This is a genomic window from Exiguobacterium sp. PFWT01 (assembly GCF_018255795.1).
Lineage (GTDB): Bacteria > Bacillota > Bacilli > Exiguobacteriales > Exiguobacteriaceae > Exiguobacterium.
This window is the reverse complement of the sequence record NZ_CP073755.1, coordinates 2,659,204-2,681,032: the sequence shown is the minus strand read 5'-3', so window position 1 is coordinate 2,681,032 and position 21,829 is coordinate 2,659,204. Positions and strand designations below refer to the sequence as shown.

General features: G+C 49.1%; 20 protein-coding genes and 1 pseudogene. 10 read left to right on the top strand and 11 right to left on the bottom strand.

The annotated features are described in order from the left end of the window. Positions 1-21: 21 nt before the first annotated feature. Positions 22-1,659, top strand: a complete 1,638-nt coding sequence (locus tag KD909_RS13935) for an ABC transporter permease (protein ID WP_211781918.1) — start codon at positions 22-24, stop codon at positions 1,657-1,659. Next, entirely contained in the window at positions 1,659-2,366 is a 708-nt protein-coding gene (locus KD909_RS13930; RefSeq protein ID WP_031424334.1) for an ABC transporter ATP-binding protein, read from the top strand. The genes KD909_RS13935 and KD909_RS13930 overlap by 1 nt, the downstream gene beginning before the upstream one ends. A gap of 67 nt (positions 2,367-2,433) precedes the next feature. Here the strand turns inward: KD909_RS13930 and KD909_RS13925 are convergent, their stop codons facing one another. The 4 genes from KD909_RS13925 to KD909_RS13910 all read right to left on the bottom strand — a co-directional run bounded on the left by KD909_RS13925 (position 2,434) and on the right by KD909_RS13910 (position 6,088). Then, a complete protein-coding gene (locus tag KD909_RS13925) occupies positions 2,434-2,859 on the bottom strand; it encodes a hypothetical protein (protein ID WP_211781917.1) in 426 nt (141 codons plus the stop codon). 104 nt (positions 2,860-2,963) lie between these two features. After that, positions 2,964-3,863: a class F sortase gene (locus KD909_RS13920; RefSeq protein ID WP_015880421.1), complete on the bottom strand. Its 900-nt coding sequence runs from the start codon at positions 3,861-3,863 to the stop codon at positions 2,964-2,966. Between the two features lie 19 nt (positions 3,864-3,882). Then, the gene (locus KD909_RS13915) at positions 3,883-5,223 is read right to left on the bottom strand and encodes a copper amine oxidase (protein ID WP_211781916.1); all 1,341 of its coding nucleotides are present in this window, start codon (positions 5,221-5,223) and stop codon (positions 3,883-3,885) included. A gap of 85 nt (positions 5,224-5,308) precedes the next feature. Then, the gene (locus KD909_RS13910) at positions 5,309-6,088 is read right to left on the bottom strand and encodes an AraC family transcriptional regulator (protein WP_211781915.1); all 780 of its coding nucleotides are present in this window, start codon (positions 6,086-6,088) and stop codon (positions 5,309-5,311) included. A 124-nt stretch (positions 6,089-6,212) separates the two neighbouring features. On the opposite strand from KD909_RS13910, the gene KD909_RS13905 reads away from it, so the two are divergent. Continuing rightward, positions 6,213-7,862 (top strand): glycoside hydrolase family 13 protein, encoded by a 1,650-nt coding sequence (locus KD909_RS13905; protein WP_211781914.1) that lies wholly within the window; start codon positions 6,213-6,215, stop codon positions 7,860-7,862. A 103-nt stretch (positions 7,863-7,965) separates the two neighbouring features. Beyond that, a complete protein-coding gene (locus KD909_RS13900; protein ID WP_211781913.1) occupies positions 7,966-8,472 on the top strand; it encodes a flavodoxin domain-containing protein in 507 nt (168 codons plus the stop codon). Here KD909_RS13900 and KD909_RS13895 read toward each other — a convergent pair. After that, positions 8,436-10,034 carry a glycoside hydrolase family 55 protein gene (locus KD909_RS13895; protein WP_211781912.1) on the bottom strand — a complete coding sequence of 533 codons (1,599 nt, stop codon included), beginning with the start codon at positions 10,032-10,034 and terminating at the stop codon, positions 8,436-8,438. The genes KD909_RS13900 and KD909_RS13895 overlap by 37 nt on opposite strands. A gap of 261 nt (positions 10,035-10,295) precedes the next feature. On the opposite strand from KD909_RS13895, the gene KD909_RS13890 reads away from it, so the two are divergent. The 4 genes from KD909_RS13890 (at position 10,296) to KD909_RS13875 (ending at position 12,093) form a co-directional block, all read left to right on the top strand. Continuing rightward, positions 10,296-10,496, top strand: a complete 201-nt coding sequence (locus tag KD909_RS13890) for a cold-shock protein (RefSeq protein ID WP_015880427.1) — start codon at positions 10,296-10,298, stop codon at positions 10,494-10,496. Positions 10,497-10,613: 117 nt separating this feature from the next. Then, entirely contained in the window at positions 10,614-11,027 is a 414-nt protein-coding gene (locus KD909_RS13885) for a pyridoxamine 5'-phosphate oxidase family protein (protein WP_143180203.1), read from the top strand. A 182-nt stretch (positions 11,028-11,209) separates the two neighbouring features. Next, a complete protein-coding gene (locus tag KD909_RS13880; protein WP_074035013.1) occupies positions 11,210-11,716 on the top strand; it encodes a DoxX family membrane protein in 507 nt (168 codons plus the stop codon). 80 nt (positions 11,717-11,796) lie between these two features. Then, positions 11,797-12,093, top strand: coding sequence for a DUF3817 domain-containing protein (locus KD909_RS13875; RefSeq protein WP_159563308.1), 297 nt, complete (start codon positions 11,797-11,799; stop codon positions 12,091-12,093). A 129-nt stretch (positions 12,094-12,222) separates the two neighbouring features. Here the strand turns inward: KD909_RS13875 and KD909_RS13870 are convergent. The 3 genes and pseudogenes from KD909_RS13870 to KD909_RS13860 all read right to left on the bottom strand — a co-directional run. Then, a pseudogene (locus KD909_RS13870) lies at positions 12,223-13,471 on the bottom strand (transposase); the annotation flags it as partial. 393 nt (positions 13,472-13,864) lie between these two features. After that, on the bottom strand, positions 13,865-14,872 hold the full coding sequence (locus KD909_RS13865; protein ID WP_211781911.1) for a S66 family peptidase: 1,008 nt from the start codon (positions 14,870-14,872) through the stop codon (positions 13,865-13,867). 63 nt (positions 14,873-14,935) lie between these two features. After that, the gene (locus tag KD909_RS13860) at positions 14,936-15,262 is read right to left on the bottom strand and encodes a winged helix-turn-helix transcriptional regulator (RefSeq protein WP_211781910.1); all 327 of its coding nucleotides are present in this window, start codon (positions 15,260-15,262) and stop codon (positions 14,936-14,938) included. A 106-nt stretch (positions 15,263-15,368) separates the two neighbouring features. On the opposite strand from KD909_RS13860, the gene KD909_RS13855 reads away from it, so the two are divergent. Further along, positions 15,369-16,172, top strand: coding sequence for a VOC family protein (locus KD909_RS13855; RefSeq protein ID WP_211781909.1), 804 nt, complete (start codon positions 15,369-15,371; stop codon positions 16,170-16,172). A 13-nt stretch (positions 16,173-16,185) separates the two neighbouring features. On the opposite strand, the gene KD909_RS13850 is transcribed toward KD909_RS13855, so the two are convergent. Further along, positions 16,186-17,178: a 5'-3' exonuclease gene (locus KD909_RS13850; protein ID WP_031424353.1), complete on the bottom strand. Its 993-nt coding sequence runs from the start codon at positions 17,176-17,178 to the stop codon at positions 16,186-16,188. Between the two features lie 199 nt (positions 17,179-17,377). Then, positions 17,378-18,700: a hemolysin family protein gene (locus KD909_RS13845; protein WP_249199044.1), complete on the bottom strand. Its 1,323-nt coding sequence runs from the start codon at positions 18,698-18,700 to the stop codon at positions 17,378-17,380. A gap of 189 nt (positions 18,701-18,889) precedes the next feature. Here KD909_RS13845 and KD909_RS13840 point away from each other — a divergent pair, with 189 nt between their 5' ends. Further along, entirely contained in the window at positions 18,890-19,687 is a 798-nt protein-coding gene (locus tag KD909_RS13840; RefSeq protein ID WP_015880438.1) for a glucose 1-dehydrogenase, read from the top strand. A gap of 33 nt (positions 19,688-19,720) precedes the next feature. Here the strand turns inward: KD909_RS13840 and KD909_RS13835 are convergent, their stop codons facing one another. Then, on the bottom strand, positions 19,721-21,676 hold the full coding sequence (locus KD909_RS13835; protein ID WP_211781908.1) for an ATP-binding protein: 1,956 nt from the start codon (positions 21,674-21,676) through the stop codon (positions 19,721-19,723). Between the last annotated feature and the right edge of the window lie 153 nt (positions 21,677-21,829).

Here is a 21,829-nt window from a genome sequence, read left to right as displayed (position 1 = left end):
ACAGAACGGGAGCGGTACGACATGAACTGGCACGCAGTAAAACGACAACTGAATGGATGGGCGATCCTTAGCTTTCTCGCGATTTTATTGATCGTCTTGCCGGGAATTGTCGTGCTCGTCGAATTGTTCGCCCCGGTCAACGAGAACTGGCAGCATATTCAGGAGTACCTGTTGCCCCGTTACGTGCGAAACACGTTGTTCATTATGGTGGCTACCGGTGTCTTGACGACCGTGATCGGAACGAGCCTCGCTTGGTTCGTGACCGTCTATGATTTCCCGTTCCGTCGCTTCTTTAAATGGGCACTCATCCTGCCGCTCGCGATTCCGCCTTATATCGGGGCGTATACGTATCACGGCATTTTAAATTACACCGGGGTGATCCAAACGACGCTACGAAATCAGTTCGGGATCACCGTCGATCAGTCGTACTTCAACATCATGTCGATTCAAGGAACCGTGTTTATTTTCACGTTGTTCCTCTATCCATACATTTATACGATTACACGAGCGTTTCTGCATAACCAATCATCCTCGATGATTGAGAACGCACGGATTCTCGGTCGTGGGTCGTGGGACATCTTCTTCACCGTCGTCATTCCGATTTCTCGAGTCGCCATCATCGGCGGTGTCAGTCTCGTCTTGATGGAAGTGCTCAACGACTATGGTGTCGTGAAATACTTCGGGATCCAGACGTTCAGTACCGCCATCTTCAGCACATGGTTCGGGATGAAGGATACGTCGTCGGCGCTGAAGCTTGCAGGCACGCTCATGATTCTCGTCATCGCCATCTTGACGATGGAACGACTCGTCCGAGGACGGAAGCAGTTCAGTTACGCTTCGACGAAAGTGAAACCGCTCAAACCGAGACCGCTGCAAGGCTGGCATCGCTATGCGGTATTCGCATATGTTTCGCTCGTCTTTTCCATCGCATTCGTCATTCCGTTCACGCAGTTGACGGCATGGACGTTTCTGACGTTCGATACGGTCTTCACGGAAGAATTTTGGCAACTCGTTTGGAATACGGTACGAGTCGCTTTTACCGCAACCGTGATCATCTTACTGTTCGCACTCATCATTGCGAACTATACACGACTCTTCCCGTCGAACATGACGCGTGTCATTTCGAAAGTGACGACGCTCGGGTATTCGATTCCGGGAGCGGCCATCGCCATTGCGGTCATCACGCTCTTCTTGTGGCTCGATGACAAAGTGCTCAATTTGGCACGGGCGCTCGACTTGAGTCAAACGTTCGTGTTTCGGACGACTCTGATCATGCTCATCTTTGCCTACGTCATCCGCTTCCTCGCCATCGGCTACAACTCGATCGAGAGCGGGTTTGAGAAGGTCGGGAAGTCATTCACGGAAGCATCCCGTATGCTTGGGTGGAATACGGTCCAGACGTTCTTCCGCGTCGATATCCCGATGATCAAAGGCGCCATCATGAGCGCGTTTATCCTCGTCTTTATTGATATTATGAAAGAGTTGCCATTGACGCTCTTTTTACAACCATTTAACTTTTCGACGCTTGCGACACAGGCGTTCAAATACGTGAGTGATGAGAAGATTCACGAAGCGGCACTCGCTTCCATCGTCATCGTCCTCATGAGTGGACTGTTGATATTCGTTTCCCACAAGGTGCTTGATAAGGAGGCCGACTAATGTTCGTTCAAATCAACGATTTACATTTTAGCTATAAAGGTGCGCATGAAGAGACCATCAAAGGGTTCTCGATTTCGATCACAAAAGGTGAAATCGTGTCGCTTCTTGGGGACAGCGGATCGGGGAAGAGTACGATTCTCCGTTTGATTGCAGGGCTCGAGATGCCGAACCAGGGCGTCGTCGTCGTGAATGACTGTGTCTGTTGCGACGATTGCCAGTTCATGCCGCCAGAAGACCGTGGCGTGGGAATGGTCTTCCAAGACTATGCACTCTTCCCGCATATGACCGTTGAAAAGAACATTCGATTCGGTCTTCATAAACTGAACCGTAAGGAGCGGAATGCGCGCGTCGAAGAGATGCTCGCGCTCGTTAACTTGACGGAATTCCGTCACCGTTACCCGTACGAACTCAGTGGGGGACAACAACAGCGTGTCGCGCTCGCGCGTGCGCTCGCACCGAAACCGGCGCTCTTGATTCTTGACGAGCCGTTCAGTAACTTGGATACGTCACTTCAACACCGGATTCGCGACGATTTGCGTCGTCTCTTGAAGCAGACGGGCACGACGACGATCTTTGTGACGCACGATGAGGAAGATGCTGAGGCGCTTGCCGATCGCATCGTCTATCTCGGAGAAGGCAAAATTAAAAAGCAGGTCATGACGGAGAACAACAAGACGTTCAATCCGCAAATTCCTTGCTTCGTATAAGTGTGGCGCACTCATTGATGAATGGGTGCGTTTTTTTGTGGGTCCATCATTCGATGAAGCGATGATCTCAAACAGACAGATGTTCCTGCCAATCTGGCCAAGAGGACTGGAGCGATGAAATCAATTCGTTCCCCCCAAAGCTAATCGTACTTTCGTGAGATGCGTAAATGACCCAGTTCATGTGTTGGTCAAACCAATAACGTTCTAGATAACGTCCGTCATAACAAGGATCCAAGGAATCGGTATCGATTTGCCAGAGCGTAAGGTCCTCATGTAGTTCAAAGACGACATCCGTGCCTCGACGCAATATCCATTGTTGGATTTCCTTAATTTTTTGATCATCCTCTTCAAGATAGTCACTATCGAATGCGATCACATCGGGGCGCCCAGCAGTCGATAGAGGGTACCAATAATGTGAATCGGTCACACCCCAAATGGCGCGAATTCTTCTTTTTACTTGACTAGCGAGAGGTGGTGAAAGTTGAGTCCTCATGACGCATAAACTCCTTATCCTAAAGTTGATGTATGTGTTGCTATCTTCACTATACATGGGAAATAGAAAAACGTCCTTAGCGTTTATCTAAGGACGTTTCGTGCCTACTTCGCTGTCTGAGACGGTTTCGACTCATTTCCAAGTTGGTCAATCGCAGTCACGTAGTAGGATGCATTGTTCTCATTTGTGACCTCGATACTTTTTCGTGCATGGGATGGGATACTTTCGATATGAGTCGCTTTTCCGTCGATGACTTCATAGATCCGATATCCAATCACGCTCTCTTGACGAACGGCGTGCCATGTCAATAAGTTACCTTTTAGTTCGACTGCCGTCGGTGTCTCGAGATCGACAGTTTCGTTCAGTTCGGTATCCACCAGCTCTGTATAGACGACGAATCGTTCATCATAGCCCCCGTCCCCGAACGTACCCGAACAGGTAATCAAATTTAAGTTCCGATTTGATGTGGCACCGAAAATCTCTTCGATTGGCGCGGTTTTCGTATCATAGCGTTCTGTTTTTGTGACGCGGAACCGGAGTGTGTTACCCGCTTCATCTTGAATCAGAACGTCATCGCCTTCTTTGAGTTGATCGAGTTGATAAAAGATAGCCGGGCCGGTCTTGCTGTCGACATGACCGGCAATCACGGCATTTCCTTTACTACCCGGTGTGACACCGGGTTCGAACCACCCGACCTGGTTCTCATCTTCTGGTACACCCATCTGTCCATTGTCTAGGACCCCAACTTGTTCGATAGCGGTGTCGACATCGATTTTAGGGATCTGGATTTGAACAGGAGTGACGGCCTTGGCGTTTTCTTCTTCCTCGGCTAAGCGTAGCTTTTTCACCTCTTCCTGTAGAAGTGAGAACTCAGCCGTTAAATCCGGGCTCTCCTCTATTTGTTTTTCTTCTACAGGTGGTGACGACGATTCTTGGGCGCTCGTCCACGTCCAGAAGCTAAAACAAAAGAGAGAGAGCGCCAGAAACAAAAGGCGCTTGTTCATGGGACTCCCTCCTTATTGATTATTGTTCAGACACTTTACGTTTGCGAAGCGTTACGAAGGCGAGTAAGATTCCGCCAAGTACAGCTAATCCAGCGTAGAGCGTGTTCATTGATTGTTCTTGTGCACCACCGAGACCTGTTTCAGGCATTTCTTCAGGCATCATTGTTTCTTCGAACTTGTCAGGCATTTGTGTCACGATCGCGTTACCGAGTGTTTCACCAACACCGAACATGAACGCATATCCTTCACGGAATGACATCCAAGCCGCTTCTGCATCGCCAGCGACATATTGATCGAATGTGTCGAGTACGAGCGCTTCGTGCTGTTTGATTGCTTCTTCACCGGCAGCTTGTGGTAAGTTTCCTTCTGTTGCTGCATCGAGGAATGTGCTGAAGTCGACAGCGAATTGGTCGAGGCGCATCCGCGCATCTTCGATCATCGCTTCGTCACCTTCGAGTGTAGCGGCAACGATGTCACCTTGTGCTGTGATGTGATCGGAGTTCCATACTTTCTCGAACTGTGCTGCCCCTTCGTCACCATATACGGATGCGATGGCTGCTTTGAAGTCGAGTGTGTTCTGGTCTTCTGCCCATGTCACGTAGTCATAGTCCTCTGCTTGGTCGTACCCTTTTTGCATACCGATCGCAGCGAGGGCGAAGTGCTCACCTGCAAGACTGTTCAATGTTGAGCGGAGTTCAACAGCTGGTGTGTCGGCTCCAGTCGTGAATTTGTCAGGCATTTGTGTGACGATTGCACCTGAGAGGGCTTTACTGATGTTGAACATGTGCTTGTAGCCTTCACGGAACGTCATGTAAGCTTCTTCGTAATCTCCTTCGACATAGTTATCGAATACAGAGAGGACTTGGTCTTCATGAAGTTCAAGTGCATCAGCTGCTGCCTCCTTCGGTAAGTTCCCTTCTGTCGCTGCGTCGAGGAATGTTGAGAATTCTTCTACGAACTCATCGACTTCCGCTTCCGCTTCCATGCGTAGTTCTTGGTTGTCTGATTTTGCCGCTTCTACGAAATCAGCTGAGTAGTCGTTATGACCACGGAAGATTTCCTCGAATTGTGCAGCGCCTTCTTCACCGTAGATGGAAGCGATGGCTGGCGTCATGTCGAGCGCGTTTTGATCGAGTGCTTGATCCGCAACCTCAGCATCTGCTGCCTCGTCGTACCCTTTCATCATCGATGTGACGGCTAATACGTAGTGCTCAGATAAGAGTTGATCGAGTGTGGCGCGAAGGTCACCTGCTGGTGTACTTGCTGTCGGCGTGTGATCCGCTGCCTGTGCGTTGACTGGTACGAGTAGTCCTAAGGCTAGTGCCGGTGCTACGATTTTGTTTAACGTCTTCTTCTTCATGGGTAATCGCTCCTTTTCGTAAGTGAGTGTTGTCGTTATTTACACCCATCTAACGGAGCGGTTCAAAAAATGGATCACTCTTTTTTTATTTTTTTTCGTTTTTTTGTTGAAGAGTGCGATAAACCCCTGGTGCTACGCCATATTTTCGTTTAAAAATTCTGTGGAAATATGGATAACTTCGAAATCCAGACAGTTCCGCTATCGTTTCTAACGAATGTTTTGTATAGCGCATTTGCTCTTCGGCAAGCTGTAAGCGAATCGATTGTGCATATTCGATGATTGTCATCCCGGTCCCTTCTTTAAAGAGATGAACGGTCCGTGAAACGCTCAGTCCGACGGCGTCGGCGACGTCTGAAACTTTGAAGTCACTCGTGACGTGTGCTTCGATAAAGCGCATCATACGAGAGACGACTGGAGGTCGCGCCTGGGAATGCACATCTTGAATCGAGCGATCGAGCATGAGTAGGAGTGCTTGAACGAGTGTTTCAATTAAAACGGCACTTTGTTCAGACGGTGGACGGCGCACTTCTTCCGTAATGTGTTGCCATAGCGAAAGAAGGCGTGAATCGATGGTGATGGCATACAGTCGCTCCCGTGGAGTCGCATGCCACCATGTATCGATCGAATGTCCGGTACAGAAGATATGATAGTCTCCGCTCGCGGGTGTATCGACATGCATTTCATAGAAGTCACCCGGACGGACAATCAATACGTCACCAGGTCGTGTGATCATCGTTTCTCCATTGACCACAATCCGAGCCGTTCCTTCCGTTTGTAAGCGAATCAAATACGTATCGAGTCGATTAGCAAATGGAAAAGTATAAGTCGTTGTATGATAAGAATAGCCACAAAAGCCAATTTCCATAATAGTCTCCTCATTTTATAGCAAGATTGTACATATCTTAATCATATCATGGATGGTCATGATTCCTTGGAGGCAGTACGATGAAAGCGTTGAAACGGAAAACGAACTTCAAGGAGGACATAACATGAAACAATGGTGGAAAGAAGCGGTCGTATATCAAATTTATCCACGTAGCTTCAATGACTCAAACGGAGATGGAATTGGCGACATCCAAGGAATCACGGAGAAGATGTCATACTTGGCAGAACTCGGGATCGACGTCATCTGGCTCTCACCGGTATACGATTCACCGAACGACGATAACGGATACGATATTCGTGATTACCGTGCCATCATGGACGAGTTTGGTACGATGGATGACTTTGATGCGATGCTTGAAGAAGCACACCGTCACGGGATTAAAATCATGATGGACCTCGTCGTCAACCATTCTTCTGACGAACACCAATGGTTCATGGAGTCGCGTTCTTCAAAAGACAGCCCATATCGTGACTATTACATTTGGAAAAAAGGGAAGGACGGTCAGCCACCGACGAACTGGGGGGCTTTCTTCGGAGGCAGTGCTTGGCAGTATGATGAGGCGAGTGATGAGTACTACCTCCACCTCTTCAGTAAGAAACAACCGGATTTGAACTGGGAAAGCGAGACGCTTCGTCGTGAAGTGTACGACCTCATGACATATTGGCTCGATAAAGGGGTCGACGGGTTCCGGATGGACGTCATCAATATGATTTCAAAAGACCCGAGCTATCCAGACGGTCAAACGCAAGGAACGGGGTATGGAGACGGGACACCATTCTTCTTTAACGGACCACGCATCCATGAATTCATGCAGGAGATGAATCGTGAAGTCTTATCGAAATACGACACAATCACGGTCGGGGAGATGCCAGGGGTCAGTGTGGAGGAAGCCAAACTGTATACGGGTGAAGACCGCAACGAACTGAACATGGTCTTTCATTTTGAACATGTGGACGTCGGGAACGGGAGCTTCGGGAAGTGGAATCCGACAGACTGGAAGTTGACTGAGCTGAAGACGATTTTCTCGCGTTGGCAACAAGGGCTCGAAGAGGAAGGATGGAACAGCCTGTACTGGAGTAACCATGACCAGCCCCGTGCCATCTCGCGCTTCGGGAACGATTCGCCTGAATATCGCGTCCGTTCCGGGAAGATGCTCGCGACACTTCTTCATCTATTGAAAGGGACGCCTTACATTTATCAAGGAGAAGAGTTCGGCATGACGAACGTCGCGTTTGAATCAATCGATCAGTACCGAGATATTGAGACGTTGAACGCCTACCGTGACTACACATCTAAAGGGTTGTTAACGCACGACGAGATTTTCCGTGGCATCCATGAGCGAGGACGTGACAATTCACGTACACCGGTACAGTGGTCAGACGAAGCACATGGTGGATTTACGACAGGGACGCCATGGATCGAGGTCAACCCGAACTTTGTTGACATCAATGCGGAAGCGGCAAAGAAAGATCCGAATTCACTCTTCCATTACTACCGTCAGTTGATTGCGCTCCGTAAAGCGAACCCGCTCGTCGTCTACGGAAAGTATGAGCTGTTGTTACCGGAAGATGAGGCAGTCTATGCATTCACACGTTCGTTCGAAGGTGAGACGTGGCTCGTGCTCTGTAACTTCTCCAACGAGACACAACAACCAGAGTTACGATATGACGTGAAAGAACGCGTCATCGGAAACATGGAACCGATAGAAGCGTTCACCCTTCGTCCTTATGAAGCACAAGTGTATAAACTGTGACGAAAAGCTCGCCAGACGGCGAGCTTTTTTAAGTGCATACGTATCTTCTCTCGATGATTCGGGAATAGTGTAAGTAACGTCTGACATGAAAAGAGGGAACGACATGGGTACTTTAATCGCGTACTCTTCCAGATATGGAACGAGTGAAAAAGTGGCGGCTTTACTCGCTGAACGTCTATCGGGTGACGTTCGTGTCCAAAATATCGTAGAAGAGCCGAACGTCACGTGGGAGACGGTAGATCACGTCATCGTCGGGAGCTCGATTCGAATGGGCACGATTCAAGACGAGATGAAGGAATGGTTGACGCTTCACGAAGCACACTTGCTGGAGCATCCCCTCGCTTTATATTTATGTGCCGGGACACCGACAGAGTCAGAGCGGATTCGCGAGCTAGAAGAAGCTTATCGTGACACGCTGCGCGAACATGCCTATTTCGTCGAGGTCGTCGGGAGCGGGTACGACTTTGAACGAATGGGCTTTTTAGACAAAGCAATCGTTCGCATGATGGCCAAACAAAAAGAGAGTTCACTTCAACTCGATGACGCCAAACTGAATCAACTCGTGGAAACCGCTCAAACGTCTGAGCGCACCCGGTCTGAAAATCCTTGAGCGAGTAAATCATGCACATCAATCGGGCTTTTCGTGGAGATGAGTACATCTCCGTTTTTTTTCTGCCCTTCAATCTGATGAAGAGCAAGGTGTTCGAGTTGACGACCGATTTTTAGAGCGATGGGTGCAGATTCTTGGCATCGTAAGACATCGATAGTCACTTCATCGGTGCGGTTATCTCCCCCAAATAGTTCGAGGTCGGCTCGGGCTGTGGTAAATCCGCGCACGGCGATTCGTTTCAGTTGAACGCGTCTCGATTTGTATTGGATCGCAAGTGCCGGATGTTGTTCGTAATCGTAGGTCGGGTCGCCGATTGCAGTCAATCCATGAATCAAGACGTCCTGATAGGCTGATACGACCAGGCTTCGTGGTGAGGATTTTGTATAGAGTGAACTTCGAACCGGCTCGATGGACACCAAGTTCGTGCCTGATAGGAAGCGGGCCGTCTCCGAGTTCGGATCGTCTGCTAAATGATGCCCGATATGACGGAAGTTAAATGAACGATTGTCATGCACCGAAAGATGGCCGAAGATATGGACATCGTGTGCGGCGGATGAGGTCCCATGTGCTTTTACTTCGATGCCTCCAAAGCAGCCTTCCGTTCTATTGTGAACGAGTGTGACGTGCCGCGATCCGTCATCAATCTCAATCCCATTTGAGTTTGAGAACCCTAAGGCGTGTGTTCGGCCGTGAGGATGATGACAATAGCAGTTGGTAATATAGATGGCATCACTATGGTGTGTGGTGATTCCGTCATCCCCATAATTTGTCGCCTCGAGATGATCGAGATGGATGTATCGGCTCCCGTTTGCTGCGCGAAGCCCGTCCCCTAAGTAATGATAGTGCGGAGACGTGATGTCGAACGCATGGAGCCCAGCATTTTTGGCTGTCACATGATGCACCCATCCATACGTCACATGGGCAAACGTCAAGGCGCTCGATGTCGTGTCACCGCTCGTCGTCCGTTTCACATCTCCTAAGCGCGCGACATTCCAATCGAGCGTCAGGTGGCATACCTCGATATGATGATTTCCTGCGAAAGGCGTGGCGTTTCGTAACAATCGTCGATGTCTCGGTGCACGATCGGACAGTTTGAGAATCGTGACGTCTTGTCCTGCACCTTCGAGCACGCAGTTGGAAGGTAGACGAATACCCCGAACGATATAAACGCCTGCCGGGACAAAGACGCGGCGGTTCGAGCGGATGGCGAGTCGAAAGGCGAGGCTACAATCCGTTTTTCCATCTCCGACAGCACCATAGTCCGTCACATCAACACATTGTTTCGTCGTCTGCAGTAAATTCAAATATTCGGCATCGAGCCGACGCATCCAGACGGGACGAACGATGCCGTCGACTTGCTCGAGCGGAAAGGACGTGCGGACAGGGGTGATCCGTTCCGTCAATGGGATTCGACACGGGATAGATTGTTGTTGCTCAAAGTAAGAAGCTTCCCGTGTAGCACGGTGCCATTCAAGTGTTTGTCGGATGAGGTCTTCTTCCGACCAATCGGAATGAGAGGCAATCATCGATGCGATTGCGTGTGGGTCCTTAATGTTTTTCATTATAAATCCTCCTAGCATCATCTTCTCTAGCATGTACCCGTTTCACCTTGTTTTTTAGCAATCAGAAGTATTTACTAGACAGAAACATCTAGTCGTGTTATATTCAATATGTGCTTAATTAAGAATAGCTGGAATCATAATTCACAAGTGCTTGGGATTATTTTTCATTAGATAATCCAGAGGCTTGTATTTTTTTTGGTCAAGTTTTTTCTAGTAAGGCACTACTATAACGCATAGCGTTTATTTCAGGAGGGTTCATTCATGAACACAGGTAAAGTAAAATGGTTTAACTCAGAAAAAGGTTACGGCTTCATCGAAATGGAAGGCGGAGACGACGTATTCGTACACTTCTCAGCAATCCAAGGCGACGGCTTCAAAACACTTGAAGAAGGCCAAGAAGTAACTTTCGAAATCACTGACGGAGCTCGTGGACCACAAGCTTCTAACGTTGAAAAAATCTAATCTTCCTTTCTAAGGAATATGATACCTGCTCGCATCGGCGAGCAGGTTTTTTTGTGTTTAATCCCATAGTTTGAGGGAACAGTATACGAGCGACAAATCATGAAGGAGGAATTTGGAATGAGTGCAAAAGACACAGCGTTAAAAATTCTAGAGGGTAGCAATGTCGGGACGATGGCGACCGTGTATAAGGTGAAACCCCACAGTCGTTACATGACATTTTTCCATGATGATTTCACACTCTACACAGCAACCTCGAACGATACAGATAAAGTAGAAGAGTTAGAAAAGAATCCATATACGCATATTTTAATCGGCTATGATGGAGATGGCGTGGGTGACACTTACTTAGAGATCCTCGGTAAAGCGACCGTGTCGGATGATGAATCGATGAAAGAGAAAGTATGGAACGAGAAACTCGAAGGATGGTTCGATGGTCCGGACGATCCAAAGCTTGTCATCCTAAAAATCGAACCGGAATCGATGCGCGTGATGAACAAGAAAGGTCAACCGCCACAAGAAGTTACACTATAATCTCTTCAAAGACACCTAAATCAGGTGTCTTTTTTGTGGATGAATGTGAATAGAATATGGCGTACATATGGACGAATCATGAACAAAGGAAAATACATATGTGAAATAGTGAACATGAATGGTATATTGTGAATGTAATCACATTATACATTTATTTAACTTCTTGAAAGGGAGGAATTATGATGTTCACGAAATTTTGGCAAAATCATAACATCGCTACAGCGATCTTGACGGTGTTACGTGTATGGCTCGGTTATCATTGGTTAACGGCAGGTTGGGGTAAAATCACGGGAGGTTTTGGAACAGAAGGATTCTTGAATAACGCGGTGTCACTCGCTTCTGGAGAACATCCGGCCGTCGCTGGATGGTGGGCTGCATTCCTAGAAAACTTTGCAATCCCAAACGCCGGGCTATTCGATGTCCTGATTCCTTACGGGGAATTCTTGGTAGGCTTAGGATTATTGCTCGGTGCCCTCACACGTAGCGCAGCGTTCTTCGGACTTGTCATGAACATGGCGTTCTTACTATCAGGAACAGTCAGTACGAACCCAACGATGTTGATCGTATCTGTCTTGATTTTAGTTGCCGGTCATAACGCTGGAAAAATCGGAGTCGACGGGTTGTTCCTTCGCCGCTTTGTCGACACGAAAGTGTTACATCGTTCACCAAATCGTCAAATAGCCTCGTAACTTTTATGCGTTCTCTTGTGACAAACCTCTCACGTTTCGGCTACGATAGATATAGCCTACAGAAATAAAGGAGAACGCATATGACTACGACTCATTTTAAATGGCTTGGCTACACAGAAGGTGTATCCTTCTTGTTGTTACTGTTCATCGCGATGCCGTTGAAATATATGGCCGGCATTCCACTCGCGGTCAGTATCGTTGGTGCAGCACATGGTTTCTTATTTGTGGCCTACGTGCTCGCGGCGATGTACATGGCATGGCGCTTGCGCTGGGGATTCAAAGTATTGACGCTTGCTGTCATGGCATCCGTCATCCCATTCGGACCATTCTTATTAGAAAAACGGGTACTCCCGTCAACAGAGAAGACATCGAACTGATTCGTTCGATGTCAGGCTGTTGACGAACCAAATCGCATATGGCGATTTGGTTCGTCTTTTTTTATGTTCAACGAGCTTGAGGCGTTCTGCCCGACAAAAGATTGAAGAAATGTTATGTAGACGGTCCTTTCTGGCCAACAGGTTGGCCAGCTTCTTCATGTTTTGTGCGGTGGCTGCCACCAGATTGGCGCGTTGGACCTTCGCGGTCCCCCTGTAGAAGGTGAAACGGAGACCGTGGAGCTCTTTCCCATCGGCGAACGAGCGCTCGACGGTCTGCGGCCGCAGTCGGTAGAGGGATTTCCCGGACGCGGACAGGCGGTTCTCGTTCACCTGCTCGCGGTAATGTTCATCGACGTGGCGTGTGATGTCCCTTCGGTGCGTCCGGCTGGACGTGCACTTCTCGAGGAGAGGGCAGTTCTGACAGATGGAGGGGTCGGAGACGTAATGGTGATAGCCGTGGCGGTCCGTCGTCTGATAGGTGAGGCGCTGTCGCGCCGGACAGAGATATGCATCTTCCTCGGGCAGGTACGTGTACCGGGTCTTGCGGAACATCCCCTTCTTCCCGCCGAAACGCCTCCGGGCGATGACCCCGAAGATGCCCCGTTCGACGAGCGCCTTCGCGATCCCGGTCGTGAAGTAGCCGGCATCGAGTGCGACCGCCTCGAGCGGGAAATGGAAACGTTCGAGGACATGGTCGAGCCGATTGAGATAGACGGTGCTGTCCGAGACGTTCCCGGGTGTGACGTGTACATCGACGATGAAATTGTGCTTGGCGTCGACCGTCCGATGCGCCAGCCAGAAAAAGCCTTCCGGCTTCTGGTCACGATACATGTATCCCGCATCCGGGTCGGTCCGGCTCATCTTGACGAGCCGGCGCTCCCTCTTCTCAGATGCCGGTTTCAGTTCTTTTTTCCGCGTTCGCCCGGATGTGCGTGGAATCCGTGATCAGGATGCGCCCGGAGACGAGACCGTGAGATTCCGCCTGTCGGACGATGTCCTCGAAGATTTGTTGGAACACGTCGTTCCCCTGGAAGCGTCGGCGGTAGGCCTGGCTGATCGTCGAATGGTCGGGAACCTTCTCATCGATGCCGAGACCGAGGAACCAGCGATAGGCGAGGTTCGTCTGAACCTCCCTCACGGTCTGGCGCACGGAACGGATGTTGAACAGGGGTCCGAGTAGGATGATCTTGATGATGATCTCCGGATCGATGCCGGGCGTACCGGTGTTCGAATAGAGCGGGGCGCAGAGCCGGTGCACGATCGAGAAGTCGATGTGACGGTCGAGTCTCCGGACGAGATGATCCTGCGGGACCAGCTGGTCCAACGTGGTCTTGGACTGGATCGGTTCATGTCGTTTCTCAGAATGGGCGCGATACATATCGGGTTCCTCCTTTTGATGACGGGCGAACTTGGTGTTTACCTTCTTCTTTCCCCGTTTGTAAGGGTTCGAAGTATGTATCGGGCTTTTTCTTCGGCCATCGAGGCCTCAGAAAAAGACAAATGGCCGCCAAAGGTGGCGACCATTCGTGTGACTCGTCCCACGGCGCCCCGACTCCTGCAGGAAAGCAATCCGACGGAGACCCAGCAGCGACCTGAGTCGCGATGCGGCTCCGGGATTGCCTGCGGAAAGCGTGGGCGCCGGAAGGACGAGTTCGAACATCTTATTTGTCAACAAGCTGACATCGAACTGATTCGTTCGATGTCTTTTTTCGTTACGATACACGTTCCATTGACTGGGCTGCATCTCGTTCTGCTTGGATGTCATGACGAATCAGCCTTTGAACGTTTGAATCAATGTCCCTTTGCCATGCTCGACTTGGACGGATGCGTGTGCTCCATTGACGAGCGTCATTTGAGGCGGAACGTGTCCACAGTCGATATCGTAAAAAATCGGAACCTCTAACATGTGATGGAGTTCCTCATACACCATCTCGGCCGTATAGTCTTGATGCACAGAGGGGGCGTCACTCCGTCCGAACAGAATACCAGACGGATGATCGAACCAACCGGCCCACTTCATTTGAAGGAGGGTCCTTTTTAATGCCGGAACGTTTAGCTCAGCATTTTCAAAATACCAAAGAATCGGCTCGTCATTCAGATGTTCGCGCTGGAACGTCTTGACGTCTCCATATGGTGTCCCGATTGTATGTAAGAGCACATCGAGGCATCCACCGAGCAAGCGTCCTGTTGCATTCTGACCGCCAATCGCTCTCCATTCGGTCGTTTCCGTCAGATGAAACAGATGTGGCGTCGGGTTGTCAAACTGCCATTCGTTTTGGAACTTCTCGGACGAACGTTGGATGACCGTTTCGTCGGTCCGCGTCGACAACACATCGAGCCAGCGTGAACTAGTCTCGTCCCACAAATCAGCACGTAAGTCGACTAAGTTTGGACCGTGGGCCGAGGCGATTCCGGTTTTTAGCGTATACACAAAAAGCAATAGACTCGTATCTGAATAGCCGAGCATCCATTTTGCGGGCAAGGACTGCCACTCGATTTGATCGAGGATTTCCATTAAGAGTTCCCCACCCCAGGGCGGAAGGATCAAGTCGACTTTGTCATCTTGAAGTAGAGATGTCAGTTCATGTGCACGGACTCGAGCCGGAGCGGATTTCCCAAATCGTTGTTTCCACGCATTCGGAGTGAATTGCAACGTGAACCCTCGATCGGAAAATTTCTGTTCCGCTTGATGCAATAAATGGTGTAATTCTTCTGGAATACCTGACGAAGGGGCGGTGACACCGATTTGATGACCGGTTAACTGTGGATAACGAATCATGACAACCTCCTGTGGATAAGTGATATGTTCAGTAGAGAAAATGGGTTATCCACATGTGGACAACTAATTAGAGCGCATCCGTTCGGCATGACGCATTCCCCATTCGTTTATCGCTTCGAGAATCGGGATTAGTGTTTTCCCGTACTCACTCAAACGATAATCGACACGGGGCGGAACTTCCGGATAGACGGTCCGAATGACGATATCCTGTTCTTCTAAGTCACGGAGTTGAGCGGTCAGAATCTTTTGGCTGATCTTTGGTAACGCGCGTTTCAACTCACTGAAACGCAATGTATCTCCATTGATCAACACAAGGAGGATGGAATGTTTCCATTTTCCTGTAATCAGTTCGAGTGCCGTATCGACTTCACAGCTTGTTATGTTAGTCACGTCGCTCTTCCTTTCCAATAGTATCGTTGAAGTAACTATACCACCTTTTTGTGCCTACTTCTGTAACGTAAGCTGAGCGGGTATAGTGAAAGAGAGGTGATGATGTATGAAAATCGAGAAAATTGAACTCGGACCGGTAACGCTTCGAGTCCGTGACATTGAACAGGTGACACGATTTTACGTAGACGTGATTGGAATGAGTGTCCTAGAAGAGAGCGAAGAGCATATTACACTCGGTACGAAGGAACGTCCACTTGTCATCCTGCACAGTGCCCCGCAAGCGAAGACGAATCCACGAGCGGCAGGATTGTTCCATTTAGCGATTTTATTCCCGAACCGTATAGAGTTAGGAAGCATGTTGGCGCATCTTATTGAGCGACGCGTCGAAGTGGGGCAAGGCGACCATCTTGTGAGTGAAGCCTTCTACTTGAGCGATCCAGAAGGGAACGGGATTGAATTGTATGCCGACCGCCCGAAGGACCAATGGACGTACGATGCAAACGGCCATGTGAAAATGGCGACCGAGCCTGTCGACTATGAATCGATGCTTCAAGCGGCAGCCAATCGGCCGTTTACTGGTTTACCGATTGGCACGACGATGGGGCACGTGCATTTTAAAGTACGCTCAATCGAGGCGGCGAAACGTTTTTACCATGATCGACTCGGATTTTCCGTTACGACGGATTCTTATCCAGGGGCACTGTTCTTAGCGGCAGATGGCTATCACCATCATATCGGGACGAACGTGTGGGCCCGTCCGAGTGATCCTATGGGAATGGAGACCGGACTTGAGTCATGGACACTTCTCGTCAATGAAGACACGAACCGAGCGTTAGGCGGAACGTCGTCTGAATGGACGTTGACTGACGAAGACGGGATTACCGTGCATATAAAAAGAACGGACGCTTGATGGCGTCCGTTCTTTAACGTGCGGATGTTTTCTTCTGACCTGCGTTAAACGAGAGACGAAGTCCGCGTTTTTGATACGCTTGCTCGACTCGTTTTGGGTTGAGGCTGAGCTCGAGATGAGCCAACTTCAAATGTTCAAGTGCCGGCACCGTGACATCGAGGCGAACGAGCTCCATATTGCGCTCTGCTTTTTTGCGTGTTCGTCTCAAGTTACGGGGCACCTCCTCTGACGTCAGTGCCGCGATCGTTTCATTTACTTGTTGTCGTTTTTCACCCTTGATGCTCAAGGCAGAATACAGCTTATCGAGCGAACCGAATCGTTTGATGAGTTGAACCGATTGGCTTTCGTCGAGCCCGGCAACTGGAGGGATTCCGTCAGAACGGTCTCCTGTCAACGCTTTGACGGCTGACAGTTGCTTCGGTTTCAATCCTTCGTATAGCGCCGCAATCTCTTCTGGTCGAATTTCTAAATGACGCTTGAGTGGCAACGGACGATTATCACGAATGTCACAGCGAGCCTGCATTTGCTGAAGCTCCTGTGTCTGTAACCAAACGGTGATTCGTGGACTGACAAGCTGTAACAAGTCTTTGTCTTTTGTCATGATGACGACAGGGGCACTACAACTGAATTTACGGGCGATGTGGGCAATCAAGTCTTCCCCTTCATACCCTTCTACTTGGAATTGTGGGATTCCACTATCCTCAAGCAGTTGGCGCATGAGTTCCATCTGCGCTTTTAATTCAGGCGGTGTTTGACGTCTGCGACGTTTGTAGCCCGGGTACAGTTCTCGACGCCATAATGTTTCACGTGAGACGTCCCAAACAACGACAAAATGAGTCGGACGATGTCTGCGTAGAATCGTCCGGATGAGGCCGGTCATTCCGATGACGGCACTCCGATCGTTTTTAGATACCTCGCGTCCTTTTTTCGTTCGGCTCGCGGCGGCACCATAATAAGCACTGGCCAGCATGGAGTTACCGTCAATCAAAAATAGTTTGCGTTCCATGCGTAACCTTCTTTCTATTTCTTTCTGTTTAAACCGAACATCTCGCCATGTTTCGGTGATGTTGTGTCATTGAGTGGGTGACACTCAAATAAGCAACATATGTGCAGTATATCACGGGAAGAGGCGAAAATATAGCGACAGTTCGGTGCAAACGTGAAAAACCCTTCTCCATATTTTAGAGAAGGGTTTGAAAGATGCATCATTCAGATAGTGGTTCTTCCTCTTCATGAGAGGCGAGAATCAGGTCGACGAAGACGATGCGGTGGTTATCGACTTCACTGACAATCAGTTCATGATTGCCAGGTAGAAGGAAGCGTTCCCCCGTTCGCGCATTCGCTTTTTGTGATAAAACGAATCCACCGACCGTATCGACGTCATCTTCGATTTCGATGCCGAACCGCTCTTCGAGTTCTTGCGTTAAAACGAGTCCCGAAAGGCGGTAATGTTTCGGAGCAACTTCTGTAATTTCAGCCTGTTCGTCTCGATCGAACTCGTCTCGAATCTCGCCGACGATCTCTTCTAAAATGTCTTCAATCGTCAACAGTCCTGCCGTCCCGCCATATTCATCGATGACGAGACACATCATCGTCTGTGCATTTTGCATCTTCACCATCGCTTCTTGTAGTGGTGTGAACTCGGTGACGAGCGGCAATTGATGAATGAACGATTCGAATGGCGCGTCATTTTTTGAAAGTTGGGCAGTGAAGAGTTGTTTCGCATTCACGAATCCGAGAACGTCATCGCGATCGCCATCTCGTGTGACGGGATAACGCGTATACTGGTGCTCTTCCACTACGGCGATGATCTCTTCGATCGAATCTTCTTCATCGATTGTCACCATGTTCATACGTGGCACCATGGCATCTTTGGCGATCCGTTCGTCAAAGGAGAAGATATTTTGAACATATGCCAACTCGTTTTCGTTGATCTCACCACTACGGAAACTTTCCGTCATAATGATTTTCAATTCTTCTTCCGAGTGTGCCGTTTCCTGCGCTGTCGTCTGTACCCCGAATAAACGGAGTGTGATTCGAGCCATACTGTTCAATGCTCGAATAAACGGATAAAAGATTTTTGTGAAGACGTAGAGCGGACGTGCGACGAGCAACGTCAACTTCTCCGCTTCGTGAACCGCGAGCGTTTTTGGCACGAGTTCACCGATGACGACATGGACGAACGCAATCAATAAGAAGGCGATCAGAAACGACAAGAATGTCACGAGAGAAGGCGATATGTTCAATTGTTCGACCAATATGTGGATATACGTTTCGATTTGATCGGCACCAATCCACCCAAGACCGAGTGCAGAAAGCGTGATTCCGAACTGCGAGGCAGAAAGGGAGTCGTCGATATTCTCGATGACTTTTTTCGCGCTGACCGCTTTTTTATTTCCTTCGAGCACGAGCTGGTCGAGTCGAGCGCCACGCACTTTCACAATTGAAAATTCGGCTGCCACAAAAAAGGCAGTCAAAAAGATTAAAAGTGCGACGACGAGTAAGCTGAGTAACATGGGACTGTCCAACAATTCCCCCTAAAATCGGGGAGTCACCTCCATTGAGTATAAGATCAAACGTCTTTCAGGCGTTTCCTGAAAACGAATAGTTTGTTTCAGTATAGTTGATTTGTTTCAAATATTCAAAATGCAGCCAATCATGTTTGATGAAGAGGGGAATGCGGGAACTAAACCCGAGAAGATGAAGGAGGAATTGACATGGCAAACTATCCAGAGTTAAAAGGTAAGGTCGCGGTCATCACGGGCAGCTCGAAGGGGCTCGGTCGTGCCATCGGGGAACGTTACGCAAAAGAAGGGATGAGCGTTGTCCTGAATTACCGCAGCAGTGAAAAAGAGATGGAGGAAGTCATCCGTGGCATCGAGGCAGCTGGCGGGAAAGCCGTCGCCGTAAAAGGGGATGTCGCGGAAGAAGGACTCGCCGAGAAGATGATTGAGAAAGCCATCTCTGAGTTTGGAAAGATGGATATTTTCGTGAATAACGCCGGCGTTCAAGTCGAGGCAAAAACACATGAGATGGAGTTTGATAACTGGAAGCAGATTATCGACGTCAACTTGAACGGGACGTTCCTTGGTGTTCGTGCTGCTTTAAAATACTTCGTGGAGCATGAAATCGAGGGGAACATCATCAATATGTCTTCTGTTCACGAAGTCATCCCACGTCCAGGTTATACACATTACGCAGCCAGCAAGGGTGGCGTGAAAATGTTCACGAAATCCGTCGCACTCGAATATGCACCGAACCATATTCGTGTCAATGCGATCGCACCTGGGGCGATTGATACACCAATCAACGAAGAGACGATGAGCGACCCGGAAGAGAAGAAGGGATTAGAAGCGCTCATCCCATCTCACGTCATCGGGAAGCCGGAACAAATCGCGGCTGTTGCCGCTTGGCTCGCGTCGGATGAGTCGTCCTATGTGACGGGGACAACCATCTTTGCGGACGGTGGGCTTTCGCTCTATCCGTCATTTGGTCCAGAGAACAAAGTCCAATAAACAAGAGGGTGCGCTGATGCACCCTCTTTTCGTTTAGCTACTTATTTGATTGGTCATATCCAACTTGGGAAGGCTGACAGTGAACATAGAGCCTTTGCCGATGTTTGAGGTAGCGTGAATCGTTCCACCGTGACCTTCGGCGATTTCTTTACAAATCGCGAGACCGAGACCGGTCCCTCCGATTTTTCGACTGGCGGAGTTGTCGACGCGATAAAACTTGTCAAACAATTTTGGTAGCGCGGTTTGGGGAATCCCGATACCGTGATCTTCAATTGAAATGTCAATCCAATCCGGTCGTTCACATGCGACACGGACATTGATTTCGCCACCGCGAGGCGAATACTTCACAGCGTTGTGCAGGAGGTTCATGAAGAGTTGATTGAGTCGCGTCCGGTCTCCGTATACATAGACGTCTTCCGTGCAATCAAACGTGATGTGATGATGTTGGCTTGAACCTTGATGTACCGCGATCGCTTGTTCAAGAATGGCGGATAGCCGCTCCGGTTCGTTATGGTACGTCTGTTGCCCAGACTCCATCCGTTGTACATCGAGCAAGTTTGAAATCAAGTCCTCAAGACGCAATGTCTCTTGATGAATCATTCCTAAATACTTTTCGGAACGTTCGGCTGAAAGCTTTCGGAAACGAAGAAGTTCAGTGAATCCGATAATACTTGTGAGCGGAGTCCGGAGTTCGTGAGAGACGGTCGAAACGAGTTCGGTTTTCAGACGGTCGACTTCGGTCTCATGCGTCACGTCACGGAAAACGAGCATCGTTCCATGACGTGTCCCTCGCAAGTAAATCTTCTCCGCATACATTTGAATGAAGCGCTCCTCCTGATTCATCGAGAACGTGACGCTCTCTTCTTTACACTGTCCATCGAATGATCGTTCCATGAACGCGAAAAAGGCATCCTTTTGGTCGACTTGCAGTCCAAGCTCCTCAAGGCTAGCATCTAAACGATATAAATCGACTTCATTTCGTTTCGTGATCGGTTGATTGAATAAGACGAACAACGCTTGGTTCGCTACTTTCTCACTTGTTGCGTGTTCGACATAGATGACGGCATCGCGAATGGAGTGAAGGAGACGCGCTGTCTTCTCACGTTCTTCTTCAATCCGATAGCGTTGTGTCGTGAGAGATGTAGCCATCTGTCGGAACGATGTTGTCAATTGACCGACTTCATTTTTAGATTGGGCTGCCACCGGTGTGATTGGCTGTCGTTCTCCGGCAAGGCGCTTACTGTTTTCGATCAACTCCTGCAGTTGACCCGTTAAGCGTCTCACATATGGACGGGCGACGATGAAGAGAATGAAGAGGACGCCAAGTAATGAGAGGAGCCAAAGAGCTTGTGCCCACTTCGTATGGGTCGCAAGCTGAGCACGGAGTGCATCCTCTTCTGCGTTCAGTGAGTTCCGGTATTCCGTGAAGACGCTCTCCATATCGACTATGCTCGCACTCATATCTGCGGCACTTTTCGAATTGATTTTGAATTTACGATCTGCCGGTGGGTCTTTTTGAGGATTCACTTTCCCGAGTGTCGGCATCTTTAAGAAGGGTTCGGTCACACTCCCGTCCCGTTTTCCTGCTACATAACGTTCAAGGCTCGGCATGACACGTTCCTGATACGCAACAAACAGTGTGCGCGCATCGCTCGCGTACGTTTTTTCTTTCTCAGTCACTGCGTTCTGTTCGAACCAAGTGGTCTGTTCGTCAATCAAGACTTGTTTATCTTGCACACGTTCTAACATCGCGTCATCCCCAAGGAGGACATATCCGCGCATTTCATATTGCATCGACTGCCATGTCTCGAACAACTCGGTCGCATTCGTGCGTCGTTCACTGATGTTCTCGAGCGATGACGTCGTCTGTTCGATTTGGTTTTCCGTATACACATATACGGCAAGCGACGTGAGGAGGATCAGTCCGATGAATAAGTAGAAGACGAATAAAAATTGTCTCCCGATCCGTTGGTCAATCCATGACTTCATAAAGACCGTTCCTTCCTAGAATGATGAACATTCCGACTGTGACTAATATCCTACGAGTGTCGTTCTTTCATTGTACAGATTCAACTCTTCAGATGCTAGATATTGAGAAATCAAGGAAATGAACGCTATTGTTTATTGAACAGTAGTAGATAG